The following is a 16,938-nucleotide window of genomic DNA, read 5'->3' as shown; positions in this document are numbered from 1 at the left end:
CTCGCGCTCAGGGCAGGGTGATGTCAAAGGCCGCCAGCAGTTGCGCGGTTTCAAAGACGGGCAGGCCGACGACGCCGGTGAAGCTGCCGGCGATATGCTGCACGAACACCGAGGCCTTGCCCTGGATGCCGTAGGCGCCGGCCTTGTCGAACGGCTCGCCGGTATCGAGGTAGCGCTCGATCTCGGCGTCGCTCAGCGGCTTGAAGGTGACGTCGGTGCAGCTGGTGGCGATCTCGGTGCGCTCGCCCTCGCGGATCGCCACGCTGGTCAGCACCTGGTGGGTGCGGCCGGAAAAGGCGCGCAGCATGCGGAAGGCATCGTCGGCACCGGTCGGCTTGCCGAAGATCTCGCCGTCCAGCACCACGGTGGTGTCGGCCGACAGCAGCGGCCGCGACGGCAGCCCCAGCGCCATCGCCACGCTCCAGCCGGCGGCGGCCTTTTCCGCAGCCAGACGCCGGGTGTAGCCGACGGCGTCCTCGCCCGGCTGCACCGTCTCGTCGACGTCGGCGTGCACGCGCTCCAGCTGGAAACCAAGTTGTTCGAGGATCTCGCGGCGGCGCGGGCTGCCGGAGGCCAGGTAAAGGCGGATCTTTCGGGAATTCATGAGCGGGCAATCTGCAAAGTGAAACGCAATGACCACAAGATTACCAGAGCGGGCCAGTGCCGGATATGTTGGCCGCGTGCGCCGGCGCCGCCCGGCGGCACGCCATCCTGCAGCCAGGCTTTGTCCCGCCGGGGCGGCCGCCGCGCGCCACCGTCATTTCATACAACATAAGAAATGTCATTTCACTCGAAAAACACGGTGACAAATCAGAAAAGTGGCAATATCGCGTCTCTGATCTATAAGTCATGAAAAAAAACAGCCGGCACGGCATCTTCCCCACCGCAATAACAAGGATGGCGACCCCATGAAACTACTGCACGACATCAGCCTGCGCACCAAGCTGGCCTGCCTGTTCCTGCTCCTGAACATCGTCACGGTGCTGGCGTTCTGCACCCACACCTACCTGCGCAGCAGCGAACAGGCGATGGCGCTGATCGACACCCGCCTCAACGCCAGCGCGCGCGCGGTGCCGGCCCTGCTCGGCGACGCCTTCCTCGCCAGCATGTTCACGCCCGGCAGCGTCAGCCAGGCGCAGATGGTCAGCAACGCCCGCAAGCTGGACGACTATGCCAAACAGTTCAACGTGGTCTACCTGTACCTGTTGTGGCAAAAGGACGGCAAGATCGTCTATCTCGCCGACGGCGCCGGCGAGAAGGAGCTGAAGGAGAACTCCTTCGGCCACCACCTGGAAGAGTACGAGCCCAGCGAGGGCCTGAAGCGCAGCTTCCAGCAGAACCGCATCGAATTCGACGAATACACCGACAAGTACGGCACCTTCCGCTCGGTGTTCATCCCGCAGAGCATAGGCGGCCAGCAGGTAGTGATCGCCGCCGACATCCTGCTTTCCGACGCGCTGGCCTCGCGTCAGCAGGTGCTGAAGGAAACCCTGCTCATCGGCGGCCTGAGCCTGCTGGTCGGCACCCTGATCGCGTGGTGGCTGTCCGGCCTGGTCTCGCGCGCCATCCTGCGCATCTCCAGCCACATCGCGCTGCACGCCGAGGAGTGCCAGCTGAACGCACCGCTGCGCCCGCAGGGCCGCGACGAGATCGCGCAGATCGCGCACAGCTTCAACCTGCTGTGCCAGCGTTTCCGCGACACCCTGCTCGACGTCGCCAACCACGCCCGCGACACCTTCCACAGCGCCGAAAACGTGCGCCAGAACGCGCACGACACGCAAAGCTCCAGCAGCAGCAGCCGCGAACAGCTGAGCCAGCTGGCGCAGCGCAGCGAACGCATCCACGGCCTGGCGGAAAACAGCCGCCACACCATCGACGAGGTGCAGCAGCACATGGAAGCGGTGCAGCAGCAGCTGCAGCAGTCGCGCAGCCAGGTCGGGGTAATGGCGCGGGACATGCAGGACCACGTCGCCGCCAACCGCGAGCTGGCGCAGCGCTTTGACGCGCTGTCCAGCGACGTGCAGCACATCACCCAGATCCTGCAGCGCATCGCCGGCATCTCGGAGCAGACCAACCTGCTGGCGCTGAACGCGGCGATCGAGGCGGCACGCGCCGGCGAGGCCGGGCGCGGCTTCGCCGTGGTCGCCGACGAGGTGCGCAAGCTGGCCGGCCAGACGCAGAACACGCTGTCGGAGACCGACAGCTTCGTCGCCAAACTGCTGAACACCATCCACGACACCGCCGGCATCATCACCCACCAGGCCGACGAGGCCGCCACCCTGTCCGGCGCCTCCACCGCGATGGAGCAGGCGCTGGAACAGACGCGGCAGGTGCTGGCGTCGCTGGAGAGCCGCTTCGGCCAGATCGTCAGCGAGCAGCAGTCCATCCGCAACGACCTGCAGCAGATGCACCACGGCATGCAGCAGCTGGACCAGCAAAGCACGCAGCAGGGCCAGACCAGCCAGCAGCTGTCGGACGAGGCCGGCAGCCTGGAACAGACCGCACGCCTGCTGAACCTGTCGCTGGCGCGCTTCAAGATGTAACGATCAGTTAGCTGTCATTTTGCTTTTGATCTAGTCTGGAGACTACGCCCCGCCAATGACAGAACGGTACCGCATGCTGCGCCTGCTCCTGATCTGCTGCCTGTTCGCCGCCGGCGCGCACGCCGACATCGTGCGCCTGGCCGTCGGCCTCGCCAAACCGCCGTATGTCGAGGCGGGGGGCAAGAGCGGGCTGGAGGTGACACTGGCGCTGGCCACGCTGCGGCGGGCCGGCCACCAGCCGCTGGTGGTGCAGCTGCCGCAGGCGCGCGGGCTGGCGATGCTGGACAGCGGCCGGGTCGACGCGATGCTGTCGCTGGTGCCGGGATCGCTGGAAGGGGTGTTCTATTCGCAGCCGCTGCTGCACTACCGCAACCGCGCCATCGTGCTGCAGGGCAGCGGCATCGTGCTGACCGAGCTGTCGCAGCTGGCGCAGTACCGCGTGGTGGCGTTCCAGAACGCGCGCCGCCTGCTCGGCGACGAGTTCCGCCGCACGGTGGAGCGCGCGCCCGGCTACGCCGAGCAGGGCGACCAGGACATCCAGAACAGGATGCTGTTCAACCGCCGCGTCGACGTGGTGATCGGCGACGAGCTGATCTTCCACGCCAATCCGACGCAGCGCGACCTCAACAACCGCAGCCAGCCTGTCATCAGCTACCCGCTGTTCCCCAGCTCGCCGCGCCACGTCGGCTTTCGCCGCGAGCGCCTGCGCCAGGACTTCGACGCCGCGCTGCAGCAGCTGAAAGGCAGCGGCGAGTACGAGCGCATCCAGCAGTTCTACCGCGACAAGTACCGGCTGCCCTAACGCCTGGCGGTGCGCGCCAGCTGGTTCAGCACCTGCGACGCGGCGAACAGGCCGAAGCTGGCCGTCACCACCATGCTGGCGCCAAAGCCGGCGCAGGACAGCCCCTGCGGCCCGCGCGCCTCGTCCACCTCGCAGGCCGCCGCCTGCGGATACACCAGCGGCTCGGTGGAATACACGCACGGCACCCCCAGCTTCTTGCCCGGCTCGCGGGCAAAGCCGTGATGGCGGCGCAGGTTGTAGCGCAGCTTGGACAGCAGCGGGTCTTCCGTCACCTGCGACAGATCCGCCAGCGCGATGCGCGACGGGTCCATCTGGCCGCCGGCGCCACCGGAAACCACGAACTTCTGCCGCCGCCGCACGCACCAGGCCGTGATCGCGGTCTTGATCTTCAGGCTGTCGATGCAGTCGATGATGTAGTCGTAGCCCTGCCCCAAGAGCTGCTCCAGATTCTCCTCGGTGACGAAGTCCTCCACCTCGGTCACCACGCAGGCCGGGTTGATGGCGCGCACGCGTTCGGCCAGCGCGGTGACCTTGGCCATGCCGTAGTACGGGTCCAGCGCCGGCAGCTGGCGGTTGGTGTTGGACTCGGCGATATTGTCGAGGTCGATCAGCGTCAGCTGGCCGATGCCGCTGCGCGCCAGCGCCTCCACCGCCCACGAGCCGACGCCGCCGACGCCGATCACGCACACCCTGGCCGCAGCAAAACGCTGCAAGGCCGCGTCACCATACAAACGGGCAATACCGCCAAAGCGGCGTTCCAGATCGGCACTCATCTTCGCTCGACATTCATCAGGAAAAAACGGCCAAGCATACCGAAAACGCCCCCCTGCTGCCAAGGCGGCCGCCGCCGGCGCAATCCGTCCTTGCCAACACAAACCGTTGATCTACCATAGAAATTCTGCCACCCGCGTCCTGCAGGCGGCGCCGACAACCGGGAGATTGCGCATGAAGTTGCCGCGTTTTGACATCGATCTGGACAAGCACTACAAGGCCACGGTGGTGATTGCCTGCCCGCAGTGCAGCCACCAGACCCGCCAGCACCTGGCCAGCATGGCCCCCGACCAGCCGCTGCGCTGCAGCTGCGGCGCCGACATCAGCATGCCCGGCAGCGCGCTGGCGGCCGCCCGGCAACAGGCCGACGCCATCAAGGCCGCCTACCACGTTCGCTGACCCCGCGCGGAACACACTGATCCGAAATAGGCCTCTACAGGCTCGATGACGGCTGGCACAATCGTGTCATTGCCGATCAACCCCGACACGGCAGCCCCACGGCTGCCGTGTGTCATTTGGAGCCCGCCATGTCCGTGCTTGACGTCCGCAGCGACACCGTAACCCAGCCCACCCTCGCCATGCGCCAGGCCATGTTCGACTCCGTGGTCGGCGACGACGTCTACGGCGACGACCCCACCGTGCGCGAGCTGGAAACGTTGGCCGCAGGCATTCTCGGCAAGGAAGCCGCGCTGTTCGTGCCCTCCGGCAACTTCGGCAACCAGCTGGCGCTGTACACCCACTGCCAGCGCGGCGACGAGGTGATCCTCGGCGACGACTGCCACATCGTGTGGCACGAAACCGGCGGCGCGGCGGTGATCGCCGGCGTGCAGCTGCGCACCATCGCCAGCGCCGACGGCGTGTTGCGCGCCGACGAGGTGGAAAAGCGCATCCGCGACGGCGAGGACATCCACTGGCCGCGCACCGGCCTGATCTGCGTCGAGAACGCGCACAGCAACGGTCGCGTCATTCCGCTGGATGCCATGGCGGCGGTATGGGAGGTGGCGCAGCAGCACGGCGTGCCGGTACACCTGGACGGCGCGCGCGTGTTCAACGCCGCCGTGCACCTCGGTTGCGACGTGCGCGACATCACCCGCTACAGCGACACGGTGATGTGCTGCCTGTCCAAGGGGTTGGCCGCACCGGTCGGCTCCATCCTCGCCGGCCCGGCCGCCTTCATCGCCCGCGCGCGCAAGCATCGCAAGCTGCTGGGCGGCGGCCTGCGCCAGGCCGGCGTGCTGGCCGCGCCGGGCATCCTGGCGCTGACCGAGATGGTGGCCCGCCTGCCGGAAGACCATGCCAACGCGCGCTATCTGGCCGAGCAACTGGCCGCCCTGCCCGGCCTCAGCGTCAACCTGGACGACGTGCACATCAACATGGTGTGGTTCCGCCTGCCGGAAACGCTGGACAGCGGCCAGCTGATGGCGGCGCTGCTTGATGCCGGCATCAAGGCCAACGGCCCCGAGCACGGCCTGATGCGCCTGGTCACGCACTGGCAGATCGGCCGTGCCGACATCGACCGCATCGTCGCCGTGTTCGCCGGCGTGCTGGCGGCATGACGCTGACCCTCGCGCTGGCGCTGTTCGCGGCGGCGTTTGCCGCCGGCGCGCTCAACGCGGTGGCCGGTGGCGGCACGCTGATCACCTTCCCGGCGCTGGTCGCCGCCGGCCTGCCGCCCATCGTCGCCAACGCCACCAGCTCGGTGTCGCAGTGGCCGGGCTACGTCGCCAGCAGCCTCGCCTTCCGCCGCGAGCTGCGCGGCCAGCGCCAGTTTGCCGGCATGAGCGTGGCCAGCCTCGCCGGCGGGCTGGCCGGCGGCTATCTGGTGACGGTGGTGTCGCCACGGCTGTTCGACGTGCTGATCCCGTGGCTGATCCTGCTCGCCACCGCCATGTTCGCCTTCAGCGGCACCCTCACCCGCTGGATGGGCCGGCACGCGGCCAACGTTGGCCGCAGCCGTAGCGGCCTGCTCGCCGGCCAGCTGCTGGTTTCGGTGTACGGCGGCTTCTTCGGCGGCGGCATGGGCATCATGATGCTGGCGCTGTACAGCCTGTTCGCGCTGGACACGCTGACGCGCATGAACGCGCTGAAAACCTGGCTGTCGGTCGTGATCTCCGGCGTGGCGGTGGTGACCTTCATCGTCGCCGGCATCGTCGACTGGCCGGCGGCACTGGTGATGCTGGCCGGCACCATCGTCGGCGGCATCGCCGGCGCCCGCCTCGCCCGCCGCCTGCCGGCGATCTGGCTCAAGCGCGTGGTGGTGGCGCTGGGCAGTGTGCTGACGCTGGCGTTTTTCTGGAAGGTGTACGGCTGAGGCCTGCGGCCAACGTTGGCCGCAGAGGGCCATCAAGGTCGCCGCCGTGACGGGCGGCACGCCGGCTGAAGCGGCTGGGCAGCCGCCTGGCCTCAGAGCAGGGTCTTCACCACAAACCCGATAAGGGCACACGTCGCGATGACGTGGATGACGTTGGCCTTGAAGCGGAACAGGGCCAGCCCGGCACCGAGCGCGATGACGGCCGAGCCCCACTCGAACGCGCCTTCGAAGCCTTGCGGCCAGAGGACGTGGTAACCGAAGAACAGCGCCAGGTTCAGGATGACGCCGACCACGGCCGCGGTGATGGCGGTCAGCGGCGCGGTGAACTTCAGGTCGTTGTGCGTCGTCTCGATGAACGGGCCACCCATCAGGATCAAGATGAACGACGGCAGGAAGGTGAACCACGTCACCAGGGTGGCCGCGACGGCGCCGGCCAGGAACAGGCTGTCCGCGCCGAACACCGCCTTGACGTAGCCCCCGACGAAACCGACGAAGGTGACGACCATGATCAGCGGTCCCGGCGTGGTTTCCCCGAGCGCCAGGCCGTCTATCATCTGCGTCGGCGTCAGCCAGCCATAATGACCGACCGCCCCCTGATACACGTAGGGCAGCACCGCATAGGCCCCGCCAAAGGTCAGCAGCGCCGCCTTGGTAAAGAACCACCCCATCTGCGTCAGGGTATGGTCCCAGCCGTAGCCGGCCGTCAGCAGCCCCATCGGCACCAGCCACAGCAGGCCACCGATCAGCGCCCCCCTGGCCAGCCTGTTCCAGGAAAACAGCGCGTGTGCCGGTGCGGGGGTGTCGTCGTCGATCAAGGCGCGGCCAAAAGACTTGTCGCCCTGGCCGTGTCCGCCCCCGGCCCTGAATCGGTCCGGGGCCATCCGCCCGCCGACGTAGCCGATAGCCGCAGCGGCGGCAACGATGGCCGGGAACGGCACATCGAGCGCGAAGATGGCAACGAAGGCCGCCGCCGCGACGGCCCAGAGCACCTTGTTCTTCAGCGCGCGCGCGCCGATGCGATGCGCCGCCTGAACGACGATGGCGGTGACCGCCGGCTTGATGCCGTAGAACAGGCCGGCGACCAGCGGCATCTCGCCAAAGGCGATATACACCCACGACAGGCCGATCAGGATGAACAGCGACGGCAGCACGAACAGGCCGCCGGCGATGAGGCCGCCCCGGGTACGGTGCATCAGCCAGCCGATATAGGTGGCCAGCTGCTGCGCCTCGGGTCCGGGCAACACCATGCAGTAGTTGAGCGCATGCAGGAAGCGGCGCTCGGAAATCCAGCGCCGGCGCTCGACCAGCTCCTGGTGCATGATGGCAATCTGCCCGGCAGGGCCGCCGAAGCTGATGAAGCCGAGCTTCAGCCAGAAAAGAAACGCCTGCCAGAGGCTGACCTCTGCCGGCGTGGTATCAGGGGTATCGGCGTTTACAGCGGCGGTCCGGGTCATGCTTTCGGGTCCTTCTCGAAGGAGGCCAGCAGGCCGTCAAGGAGGTGGCTTGCCAGGGCAAGCAACTGGTCGTCATCGGTGATGGTGTCGCGCATCCCGGCGAGCGCGCTTTCGATGCCCGCCGCCTCCGGCGGCTGTACCCCGCCGACGTCGAGGAAGTGCACCAGGGTGCCCAGACGCTGCAAGGCCGGCGTCTCCAGGCCGAAACGGCCGAGCAGCACCTCGAATGTCACCCGCGCGCCGACATGGCTGAACGTGGCGCCATCGAAGTCGAAGCCTAGCGCCTCCGCCGGACAGTCGTGCAGCGAGGCCAGCCACAGCAGCGAGGCCTGCGGGTCGATGAAGCGGCGGATCAGCCAGGCACAGGCCAGCCGGTCAATCCACGGGCGACGGCGCGTCGCCCAGATGCGCCCCTGGTAGTCCGCGATGCGCAAGCGGGTCATGGCCCCGGAGACCGGGCGCGGCTCATCGGGCGACAAGGCCCAGGCGGCCTGCTGCTCAAGCTCGCGTAACGCGGCGTCGGCCTGCCTCTGGGCTTCGCCGGGGAAGAAGTCAATCGCGGCCAGGCCGGCAAAGGCCTTGCGCAGCTTGCGGGCCTGCTTCACCACCTCGTTGGCCGCATCCGGGCTGAGCCGGTCCTGCGCCGAGGCGATGTCCTGCAGCAGGCTGGCAAAGTCGGCGCCGCGGTCGAACAGGGCCGCGAAGTGGCCAGCGTCGGGCTCTTCCAGCCTGACGACCAGGGCACTCCCTTCCGCCGCCCGAATGTCGGCGGCCACGGCATCCAGTGTGCGGCGGCAGTCCTCACGTTCCGGCATGAGATAGACGCCATCCCGGAGGACGGCGGCACCCGACGCCTTGACGCTACGCCAGGCACGCATGCGCGCCGTCGCGTTTTCCGTGGGGAGGCTGGTGATGAGGGCAATCCATGTGGTCATGAACGCACTCTAAAATAAAGTAGAGAATTCTACAATATAGTTAATCTGGAACATATACTGTCGGCAACAGTGGCCGCTTCACGCCCTGCCGTCCACGAATGGGCGTGGGCCTGGCGGCACAGGTGCCGAGCGGCCAGCCCGGCACACGGCCAAGGTTGGCCGCAGACAGGGCTGGGCACGGTCGGAGAGCTGTCGGTCTCCAACGGCAACACCCCGGCCAAAGCAACCGCTCGCCTCTAAAATGGTCAATGGCAGCTTCGCAATTGAAGGCTGCCATTGACGTCTCCAGCAAACCGAGGGTGGCTCAAGGAACCGGGCAGACCAAATCGGAGCAGCCCGACCGGTTTACTTACTGCGGCTGAGTCACCGCTACCAATACCTTATGCGGCCTGATAAGCCATGCGATCAGAATCGCAAGGATAAGGATAATGGCAGCAAGGACCCACAAAACACCGTGGAATGCGTCGTCGTATCCGCTTATCAGCAGGTTTTTCACCCATTCACTTTTCCCCGCAGCCACTACGGGCAAAGGTACATCAAGGTTGCCTGCCGCCACAGCATTGACCACTCGGCTCAGGATATCGCCATCACTTACCCAAATGGCCAGGGAGGCCCGTAAACGCTCTCCGAGCAGGGTAGTGAGCAGTGAGCCATAGAGTGCCACCGCAATCGCCTCACTCCCCAAGCGGAAGGTGTTGAGCAAACCGGCCGCCATGCCGGCCTTTTCTTCAGCGACCGCCTTGAGAGCCATGCCATCCACAAGACCGGCAGACAGCCCCATCCCCGCCCCCACCAGAAGCAATGGTGCGGCCAATTGCCACAGGGGCACCCCCGGATAGCTTGCCATGACAAGCAACAAGATCCCGCCCAGCAGGCAAAGCAGGCTGGCATTGAGAACGCTGGCAGAGGAGACGCCACGCATTACCAGCTTCCCGGCCAACATCGGGCAGACCAGCATCGGCATGGTGAGCAGCAACATGCTCAACCCTGCCTGGGTAGCCGTCAAATGCAGCACAGTGCTCAGATAGCTGGGCAGATAGGTTAACAGGGTGACAAATCCGAAAGAGGCGGCCACTGTCACCAATGCCATGCCAACGAAAATCCTGTTGGCCAACAGGGACAAATCAAGTATGGGATGGCCGTGATGCATTTCCCGCCGGACAAAGACCATGAGCAGCCCGATAAAGGCGACGATCAGCACATATACGCCATTGCTGCGCCACCCCCATTGCGAGCCCTGCACGATGGCCATCATCAGGGCAAGCAAAGCGAGGATGAACAACGTGGCGCCCAAAGTATCGAATCGCGAGGACGCTCGATCGTTCGTCATGTCCCGATGAATGAATGGACTACCCAGTAATACCAGCATCAGGGCCACGGCATGACCCCAGAATATTGCGCGCCAGCCGAAACCGTCGAGCATCAGGCCGGAGAGTGTCGGACCAAGGCTCACACCGAGTCCCGCTACCGTACCGAAGAGGGAGAACGCTCGCATGCGTGCAGCGCCGTCGAAGTGAGTAGACAGAATCGCAATACCGCACGAAAAGATGGCTGCCGCACCAATGCCAGCCACAGCCCGGGCAAAATCCAGAACCAGCGGACTATCGGCAATGGCTGACAGCAGCGAGGCTAAGGTATAGAGGGCGGCCCCCATCAGAAAGCAGCGCTTACGGCCAAAGGTATCGGCCAGCGCCCCCCAGGCCAAGGTAAAGCAGGCAAAAGTCAGGTTGAAGGCATTAACGACCCATTGCAGGCTTGTCAGCGAAGCACGGGTATCAATCCCAATCGCCGGTAGCGCGACCGCAGTACCAGATATCGAACTGGGAACGACAAAGATTGCGAGCAGTATGACGAGCAGCAGGCCTTTGTCGACAATGGACTGATTCATGAAGTCATCCCGTTTCAATGGCTATGAGCACGTGGCAATTGGACCGCGCACTGAAAGTGCAGCTCATCACAACGAGCAGCGCCGGTCAGAAAGACTTCGCCGGCTACCGCGCGATGCACCATACGTCGTGGCACAGTGTTTTCGTACGCCGAACTGAGCGTGTCATGGATGGAATGATTCTTCATGGGCTAACCTCAACTCCTGATTCGATTGATCTTATTGATGATTCTGTCATCATGGACGCATGGTTCGATTACTCTAGAAGGTTCGTATTTTATCGAACGTTCGCGTTATATCTTGCCAATCACAAATATGTCAAACAGATTTATGCAGAGGAGTGATATGCCTGACGATCAAGGCCATCCAGAACTGGGTGAAATTGAACTGGGAAAAGTGTTGACAGCCTTGGCTGATCCGACACGCCGTCGTGTGATCAAAGCGTTACTGGAAGACGAGGAAGGAGCCGAGCGGCATTGCACATCGTTCGGCTTGCAACTGAGCAAGGCTACCCGGTCACATCATTTTCGCGTCCTGAGAGAAGCCGGCCTTATCCGTCAGGTTGACCGTGGTAACAGTCGCATGGCCCAACTAAGGCGTAGCGATATTGAACAATGCTTTCCGGGGCTGCTTGGACTCATTCAACAAGAGAAAGAGCTAGCCGTGCCAAGAGCGGAGGAGGAAGCATCCAGCACGACTAGCGTTTGATGACTTCCATTGGCCAGCCCCGCCCGAAGAATATCTGCCAGCGACCACCCGGAGTACCCGGTGGCCTCTGCTGGTTTTTCCCGACTCCGGAAGCCACGAGATAAGGCGGCTTTTTCACAAGCAGCGGTCCCCCCCTGAAACATCGCTAAAACAATTGCCCAGGCCGACCTGCGAGCGCATCAAGAAGGAGCCCGCCCCGCCGCCACATCCCGCAAGACGGCCCCCTCCTTCTGTCTCACAAGCAGACCACGCTGGATGATCACGCATTAACCATGTCACGCTCGGCAAACACCTCCTTGGCCGCCAGCACGCCGTTGATGGCGGCCGGGAAGCCGGCGTACACCGCCATCTGCGTCAGGATGGCGATCACCTCGTCGCGGCTGCAGCCCACATTCAGCGCGCCGTGCAGGTGCACCTTCAGCTGCGGCGTGGCGTAGCCCAGCGCCGCCAGCGCCGCCACGGTCGCGATCTCGCGCTCCTTCAGCGTCAGTACCTCGTCCTGATAGACCTCGCCGAACGGGAAGGCGATGGTGTACTGCGCCAGGTCGGGCGCCACGTCCTGCAGGGCCGCGATCACACGCTCGCCGGCCTGGCCATCCACCTGCTGCAAGCGCGCCCAACCGCGCCGGTACGCCGAATCTGCCTCCACGGCAGGCGGCATCGGCGGTGCCGCATGCGTCACCCAATGCTGCACCAGCCGCGTCAGCCCCCGCGCCTGATAGGCGCAGGTATGTTCGGCGGCGTGATGGGCCGCAAAAGCCGCCTCGTCACGAAAGCTTTCGATCAGAAAAAACTGCCGCGGCTGCTTGCGATCCTGCTGCAGCTCGAAGCGCAGGCAGCCGGGTTCGCGCCGTGCATGCCAGCACAGCTGCTGCAACGCCTGCAGCGCGTCGTGCGGCACGACCTCCGGATTGGTTTCCAGCTGGGCAATGACTTGATAGGCAAGTGGCGGCATCACGATATTCCTTGGCCAGGGGGTCTGGCTGCCTCGGGCAGCGGGAACACGCAGCCTACGGCGCCGGATTCCATGCAACAATCCACCTTATCTTTCATAGTTTGATGAGTTTTATTCACCAATGATCCCGCCACTTGCCGAACTGTTTGCCTTTGCCTGTGTGGCACGCCACCGCAGCTTCCGCGCGGCGGCGCTGGAGCTGGGCGTCACCCCGTCCGCCCTCAGCCACAGCCTGCGCCAGCTGGAGGCGCGGCTGCAGCTGCGGCTGCTGCACCGGACCACGCGCAGCGTCACCGCCACCGAGGCCGGCGAGGCACTGCTGGCGCAGCTGACGCCGGCGCTGTCGCAGATCGACGGCGCGCTGGAGTCGGTCAACGACTACCGCGCCCAACCGCAGGGCCAGCTGCGGCTGAACGTGCCGCGCACCGCCGCCTACCTGCTGCTGATGCCGCTGCTGCCGGCCTTTTTGCAGCGCTATCCGCACATCAGCCTGGACCTGGTCTGCGATGACAAGCTGGTGGACATCGTCGGCGGCGGCTTCGACGCCGGCATGCGCTTTGGCGAGACGCTGGCGGCCGACATGGTGGCGGTACGCGTCGGCCCGCCGATGCGCTTTGCCGTGATTGCCAACCCCGGCTATCTGGCACAGCACGGTACGCCGCAACACCCGGCCGAGCTGGCGCAGCACAACTGCATCCGCCAGCGTTTCGGCAACGGCGCACTGTATGCGTGGGAACTGGCAAAGGATGGCGAGGCGCTGCAGATCCAGCCCGACGGCCAGCTGATACTGGGCGAGCAGCCGCTGATGGTGGAAGCGGCCGCCGCCGGGCTGGGCATCGCGCTGGTCTTCGAAGGCTATGCCGCGAAGGCGCTGGCTGAAGGCCGCGTCATCCGCCTACTGGACGACTGGTGCCCGCCGATGCCGGGGCTGCATCTGTATTACCCCAGCGGTCGCCACCTGCCGCTGGCGATGCGGTTATGGATCGACCACCTCAGGGCGGCGCTGGCTGCACGCGATGATGCGTGACCGCCGTCCCCTTCTGCCGCACAATCCGGCCATCGCTGCCCTTGCGGCCAACCTTTGCCTGCCCCGACATGACCGATCACACTTCCGATGACTTCCAGTGGCTGGAAAGCCTCGACGACACCACCGCGCTGGAATGGGTGGCGCGCCAGAACGCCGCCACCCAGACCCTGCTCGACAGCGACCCGCGCTTTGACGCGCTGAAAGACAGCATCCTCGCCAACCTGCGCGATACGCGGCAGATCCCGTTCTTTGCCGAATACGACGGCTGGCTGTACAACTTCCACCAGGACGGCGAGCATCCGCGCGGCATCTACCGCCGCTGCACGCTGGACGCCTACCGCGCCAATTCGCAGGACTGGCAGACGGTGCTGGACATCGACGCGCTGGCGGCGGCGGAAGAGGTGGACTGGTATCTGGACGGCGTTGCGCACTACACCGAGCAGCCGGCGCGCGCGCTGCTGAGCCTGACGCCGGGCGGCTCCGACGCCACCGTCAGCCGCGAGTACGACGTCGAGGCGCAGGCCTTCGTCGCCGGCGGTTTCAGCTTCCCCTACGGCAAGAACCACATCGCGTGGCGCGACCTGGACAGCGTGTTCGTGTGCCCGGCGTGGGAGGAGGCGCAGCTGACCCGCGCCGGCTACCCGCGCGAGGTGTGGCTGCTAGCGCGCGGCCAGGGTTGGGACGAGGCGCGCTGCCTGCTGCGGCTGGACGACGAGGCGATGATGGCGGCGGCGTGGCGTTTTCTCGATGCCGACGGCACGCCGTTCGACATGATCGAGGCCTCCGACAGCTTCTACAGCAAGACCTACCATCACGTTGCGGCCAACCTTGCGCTCACGCCCCTGCCGCTGCCGCCGCGCGCCGAGATCGAGGCCTACAGCCACGGCGACCTGATCGTGAAACTGGCCGAGGACTGGACGGTTAATGGACAAAACTACGCCGCCGGCAGCCTGCTGGCGGTGGCCTGCGACGCGGCCAGCGGCAAGGTTGGCCGCATCGCCGAGCTGTTCGTGCCCGGCGCACGGCAGTCGGTGGAGATGGGGGAGGCCACATTGCACTTGCTGGCCATCATCGTGATCGACAACGTGAAGAGCCGCCTCGTGACGCTACGCCGGCAGGGCGACGACTGGCTGCCGCACGCCAACCCGCTGCCCACCGGCGGCGTGATCGAGTTCGCCGACCAGCCGTGGCAGAGCGACCTCTTGTACTACAGCTACAGCGATTTCCTGACCCCGGCCGCGCTGTACCGGCTGGACCTGCTGGCAGGCGGTGAGCCGGAGGTGCTGCGCTCGCAGCCGCTGGCCTTCGACGCGACCGGTTATGTGGCCGAGCAGCTGCACGCGACCGCCGCAGACGGCACCGAGATCCCCTACTTCATCGTCCATCGCGGCGACCTCGCCCGTGACGGCAGCGCGCCGACGCTGCTGTACGGCTACGGCGGTTTCGAAGTGCCGATGATGCCCTACTACATGGACAACTTCGGCCCGCAGTGGCTGGAAAAGGGCGGCGTGTTCGTGGTCGCCAACATCCGCGGCGGCGGCGAGTTCGGCCCCGCCTGGCACCAGGCGGCGCAGGGCATCAACCGCCAGGTGAGCTTCGACGACTTCATCGCGGTGGCGGAAGACCTGATCGCGCGCGGCATCACCAGCGCGCGGCGCCTCGGCATCGAAGGCGGCAGCAACGGCGGCCTGCTGGTCGGCGCCTGCATGGTGCAGCGCCCGGAGCTGTTCAACGCGGTGGTGTGCGAGGTGCCGCTGCTGGACATGCTGCGCTACACCGAGCTGTTGGCCGGCGCCAGCTGGATCGACGAGTACGGCGACCCGCAGGACGAGGACGAGCGCGCGGCGCTGGCGGCGTACTCGCCCTACCACCACGTGCGCGCCGACGCGCGCTACCCGCTGGCGCTGTTCACCACCAGCAGCAAGGACGACCGCGTGCATCCGGCGCACGCGCGCAAGATGGTGGCGCGCCTGCAGTCCTTCGGCCACCAGGTGCTGTTCCTCGAAACCAGTGGCGGCGGCCACGGCGGCAATACCGGCCAGGAGCAGACCGCCGAGGAGCTGGCGCGGGTGCTGGTCTACCTGTACCGCCAGCTGATGGACTAAGCGCTTGCGGCCAAGCTTGCGCTGGTGACAAGGTTGGCCGCAAGGCGCTGGCCGCCAGTGCGCGCCCCCGTTACCATAGCCCGGCCCGCTTGCCGGGCTTTTCTTCACTTCTACACTCCGGAACGTTCATGAAGATCGTCGTCCTCGGTGCCGGCGTGGTCGGCGTCGCCAGTGCCTGGTATCTGTCCCGCGACGGGCACGAGGTCACCGTCATCGACCGCCAGGGTGCCGCCGCGCAGGAAACCAGCTTTGCCAACGGCGGCCAGATCGCGGTGTCGCACGCCGAGCCGTGGGCCAACCCGGCCACGCCGCGCAAGATCTGGCAGTGGCTGGGGCAGGAGGACGCGCCGCTGCTGCTGCGCCTGCGTGCCGATCCGGCGCTGTGGCGCTGGAGCTGGCGCTTCCTGCTGGAGTGCCGCGCGCGGCGCACCCGCGCCAACATCGGCCCGATCACCACGCTGGCGCAGTACAGCCGCAGCTGCCTGCAGGCGCTGCGCGCGGAGCTCGCGCCGCAGGGCGGCCTGCACTACGACCAGCTGCAGCGCGGCATCCTGCACCTGTACACCGACGCGAAGGAGTTCGAGCAGGCGCTGCACGCCGCCGACATCATGCGCGACTACGGCTGCGACCGCCGTCCGCTGACGGCGGACGAGTGCGTGGCGATCGAGCCGGCGCTGGCCAGCGCCCGCAGCCGGCTGGTGGGCGGCGACTTCTCCGCCGAGGACGAATCCGGCGACGCGCAGCGCTTCAGCAGCCAGCTGGCGGACTTCTGCCGGCGCGGAGGCGTTAGCTTCCGCCTCGATACCGTCATCCGCCGCCTGGAGCGCGACGGCGACCGCATCGTCGCCGCGCACACCGCCAGCGGCGAGCGCCTCACCGCCGACGCCTTCGTGCTGGCGCTGGGCAGCTACAGCCCGCTGCTGCTGCGGCCGCTGGGGCTGTCCTTGCCCGTCATTCCGGCCAAGGGCTACTCCGCCACGCTGACGCTGCCCCACGACAGCGTCGCGCCGGTGACCAGTCTCACCGACGACCAGTACAAACTGGTGTTCTCGCGGCTGGGGCAGCGCCTGCGCATCGCCGGCACCGCCGAATTTGCCGGCTTCGACCTCGCGCTCAACCCGGTGCGCTGCGACGCGCTGCTGCGACGCACGCGCCAGCTGTTCCCCGATCTGCGCGACAGCGCGCCGCCGCAGTTCTGGTGCGGGCTGCGGCCGGTGACGCCGTCGAGCGTGCCCTTCATCGGCGCCAGCCGCTACCGCGGGCTGTGGCTGAACACCGGCCACGGCACGCTGGGCTGGACCATGGCCTGCGGCTCCGGCCGGCTGCTGGCCGACCTGATCGCCGGGCGGGTGCCGGATATCGCCTTCCCCGCGCCCGCGCTGTGAGCCGCGGCCGCCACCGCCAGGTGGCGGCAAAGGTTGGCCGCAACGCGGCGACTGCCT

At 66.4% G+C, this 16,938-nt stretch carries 15 protein-coding genes; 9 read left to right on the top strand and 6 right to left on the bottom strand.

Annotation, left to right across the window (positions count from 1 at the left end; translation table 11 throughout):
* Window positions 1-7: 7 nt before the first annotated feature.
* Window positions 8-604 carry a Maf family protein gene (locus IE100_RS06875; RefSeq protein WP_189373354.1) on the bottom strand — a complete coding sequence of 199 codons (597 nt, stop codon included), beginning with the start codon at window positions 602-604 and terminating at the stop codon, window positions 8-10.
* Window positions 605-908: 304 nt separating this feature from the next.
* On the opposite strand from IE100_RS06875, the gene IE100_RS06870 reads away from it, so the two are divergent.
* Both IE100_RS06870 and IE100_RS06865 read left to right on the top strand, forming a co-directional pair.
* The gene (locus IE100_RS06870; RefSeq protein WP_189373353.1) at window positions 909-2,543 is read left to right on the top strand and encodes a methyl-accepting chemotaxis protein; all 1,635 of its coding nucleotides are present in this window, start codon (window positions 909-911) and stop codon (window positions 2,541-2,543) included.
* A 73-nt stretch (window positions 2,544-2,616) separates the two neighbouring features.
* A complete protein-coding gene (locus IE100_RS06865; protein WP_189373352.1) occupies window positions 2,617-3,345 on the top strand; it encodes a substrate-binding periplasmic protein in 729 nt (242 codons plus the stop codon).
* Here IE100_RS06865 and IE100_RS06860 read toward each other — a convergent pair.
* Window positions 3,342-4,118, bottom strand: coding sequence for a tRNA threonylcarbamoyladenosine dehydratase (locus tag IE100_RS06860; protein WP_189373351.1), 777 nt, complete (start codon window positions 4,116-4,118; stop codon window positions 3,342-3,344). The two genes, IE100_RS06865 and IE100_RS06860, sit on opposite strands and share 4 nt — an antisense overlap.
* 172 nt (window positions 4,119-4,290) lie before the next feature.
* On the opposite strand from IE100_RS06860, the gene IE100_RS06855 reads away from it, so the two are divergent.
* From IE100_RS06855 to IE100_RS06845, 3 genes are all read left to right on the top strand, one after another.
* A complete protein-coding gene (locus tag IE100_RS06855) occupies window positions 4,291-4,515 on the top strand; it encodes a hypothetical protein (protein ID WP_189373350.1) in 225 nt (74 codons plus the stop codon).
* 128 nt (window positions 4,516-4,643) lie between these two features.
* Entirely contained in the window at window positions 4,644-5,672 is a 1,029-nt protein-coding gene (gene ltaE / locus IE100_RS06850; RefSeq protein WP_189373349.1) for a low-specificity L-threonine aldolase, read from the top strand.
* The gene (locus IE100_RS06845) at window positions 5,669-6,427 is read left to right on the top strand and encodes a sulfite exporter TauE/SafE family protein (protein WP_189373348.1); all 759 of its coding nucleotides are present in this window, start codon (window positions 5,669-5,671) and stop codon (window positions 6,425-6,427) included. Before ltaE ends, IE100_RS06845 begins: the two co-directional genes overlap by 4 nt.
* A gap of 92 nt (window positions 6,428-6,519) precedes the next feature.
* Here the strand turns inward: IE100_RS06845 and chrA are convergent, their stop codons facing one another.
* The 3 genes from chrA to IE100_RS06830 form a co-directional block, all read right to left on the bottom strand.
* Window positions 6,520-7,881 (bottom strand): chromate efflux transporter, encoded by a 1,362-nt coding sequence (gene chrA, locus IE100_RS06840; RefSeq protein WP_189373347.1) that lies wholly within the window; start codon window positions 7,879-7,881, stop codon window positions 6,520-6,522.
* Window positions 7,878-8,816: a chromate resistance protein ChrB domain-containing protein gene (locus IE100_RS06835; RefSeq protein WP_189373346.1), complete on the bottom strand. Its 939-nt coding sequence runs from the start codon at window positions 8,814-8,816 to the stop codon at window positions 7,878-7,880. The genes chrA and IE100_RS06835 overlap by 4 nt, the downstream gene beginning before the upstream one ends.
* Window positions 8,817-9,165: 349 nt before the next feature.
* Window positions 9,166-10,704 carry an MFS transporter gene (locus tag IE100_RS06830; RefSeq protein ID WP_189373345.1) on the bottom strand — a complete coding sequence of 513 codons (1,539 nt, stop codon included), beginning with the start codon at window positions 10,702-10,704 and terminating at the stop codon, window positions 9,166-9,168.
* 342 nt (window positions 10,705-11,046) lie between these two features.
* Between IE100_RS06830 and IE100_RS06825 the strand changes: the two genes are divergently transcribed.
* Window positions 11,047-11,409, top strand: coding sequence for an ArsR/SmtB family transcription factor (locus tag IE100_RS06825; protein ID WP_189373344.1), 363 nt, complete (start codon window positions 11,047-11,049; stop codon window positions 11,407-11,409).
* Between the two features lie 259 nt (window positions 11,410-11,668).
* Here IE100_RS06825 and IE100_RS06820 read toward each other — a convergent pair whose 3' ends face one another.
* The gene (locus IE100_RS06820) at window positions 11,669-12,364 is read right to left on the bottom strand and encodes a carboxymuconolactone decarboxylase family protein (RefSeq protein WP_189373343.1); all 696 of its coding nucleotides are present in this window, start codon (window positions 12,362-12,364) and stop codon (window positions 11,669-11,671) included.
* Between the two features lie 121 nt (window positions 12,365-12,485).
* On the opposite strand from IE100_RS06820, the gene IE100_RS06815 reads away from it, so the two are divergent.
* The 3 genes from IE100_RS06815 (at window position 12,486) to IE100_RS06805 (ending at window position 16,881) form a co-directional block, all read left to right on the top strand.
* Window positions 12,486-13,391 carry a LysR family transcriptional regulator gene (locus IE100_RS06815; protein ID WP_189373342.1) on the top strand — a complete coding sequence of 302 codons (906 nt, stop codon included), beginning with the start codon at window positions 12,486-12,488 and terminating at the stop codon, window positions 13,389-13,391.
* 68 nt (window positions 13,392-13,459) lie between these two features.
* A complete protein-coding gene (locus tag IE100_RS06810) occupies window positions 13,460-15,496 on the top strand; it encodes a prolyl oligopeptidase family serine peptidase (RefSeq protein WP_189373341.1) in 2,037 nt (678 codons plus the stop codon).
* Window positions 15,497-15,624: 128 nt separating this feature from the next.
* A complete protein-coding gene (locus IE100_RS06805) occupies window positions 15,625-16,881 on the top strand; it encodes a D-amino acid dehydrogenase (protein WP_189373340.1) in 1,257 nt (418 codons plus the stop codon).
* The last annotated feature ends 57 nt before the right edge of the window (window positions 16,882-16,938 follow it).

Origin of the sequence: Vogesella alkaliphila, from assembly GCF_014652475.1 — a bacterium.
In the GTDB taxonomy this organism is placed as follows: domain Bacteria; phylum Pseudomonadota; class Gammaproteobacteria; order Burkholderiales; family Chromobacteriaceae; genus Vogesella; species Vogesella alkaliphila.
Note: the sequence above shows the minus strand (reverse complement) of the source record. Positions and strands in the feature narration are given on the sequence as shown.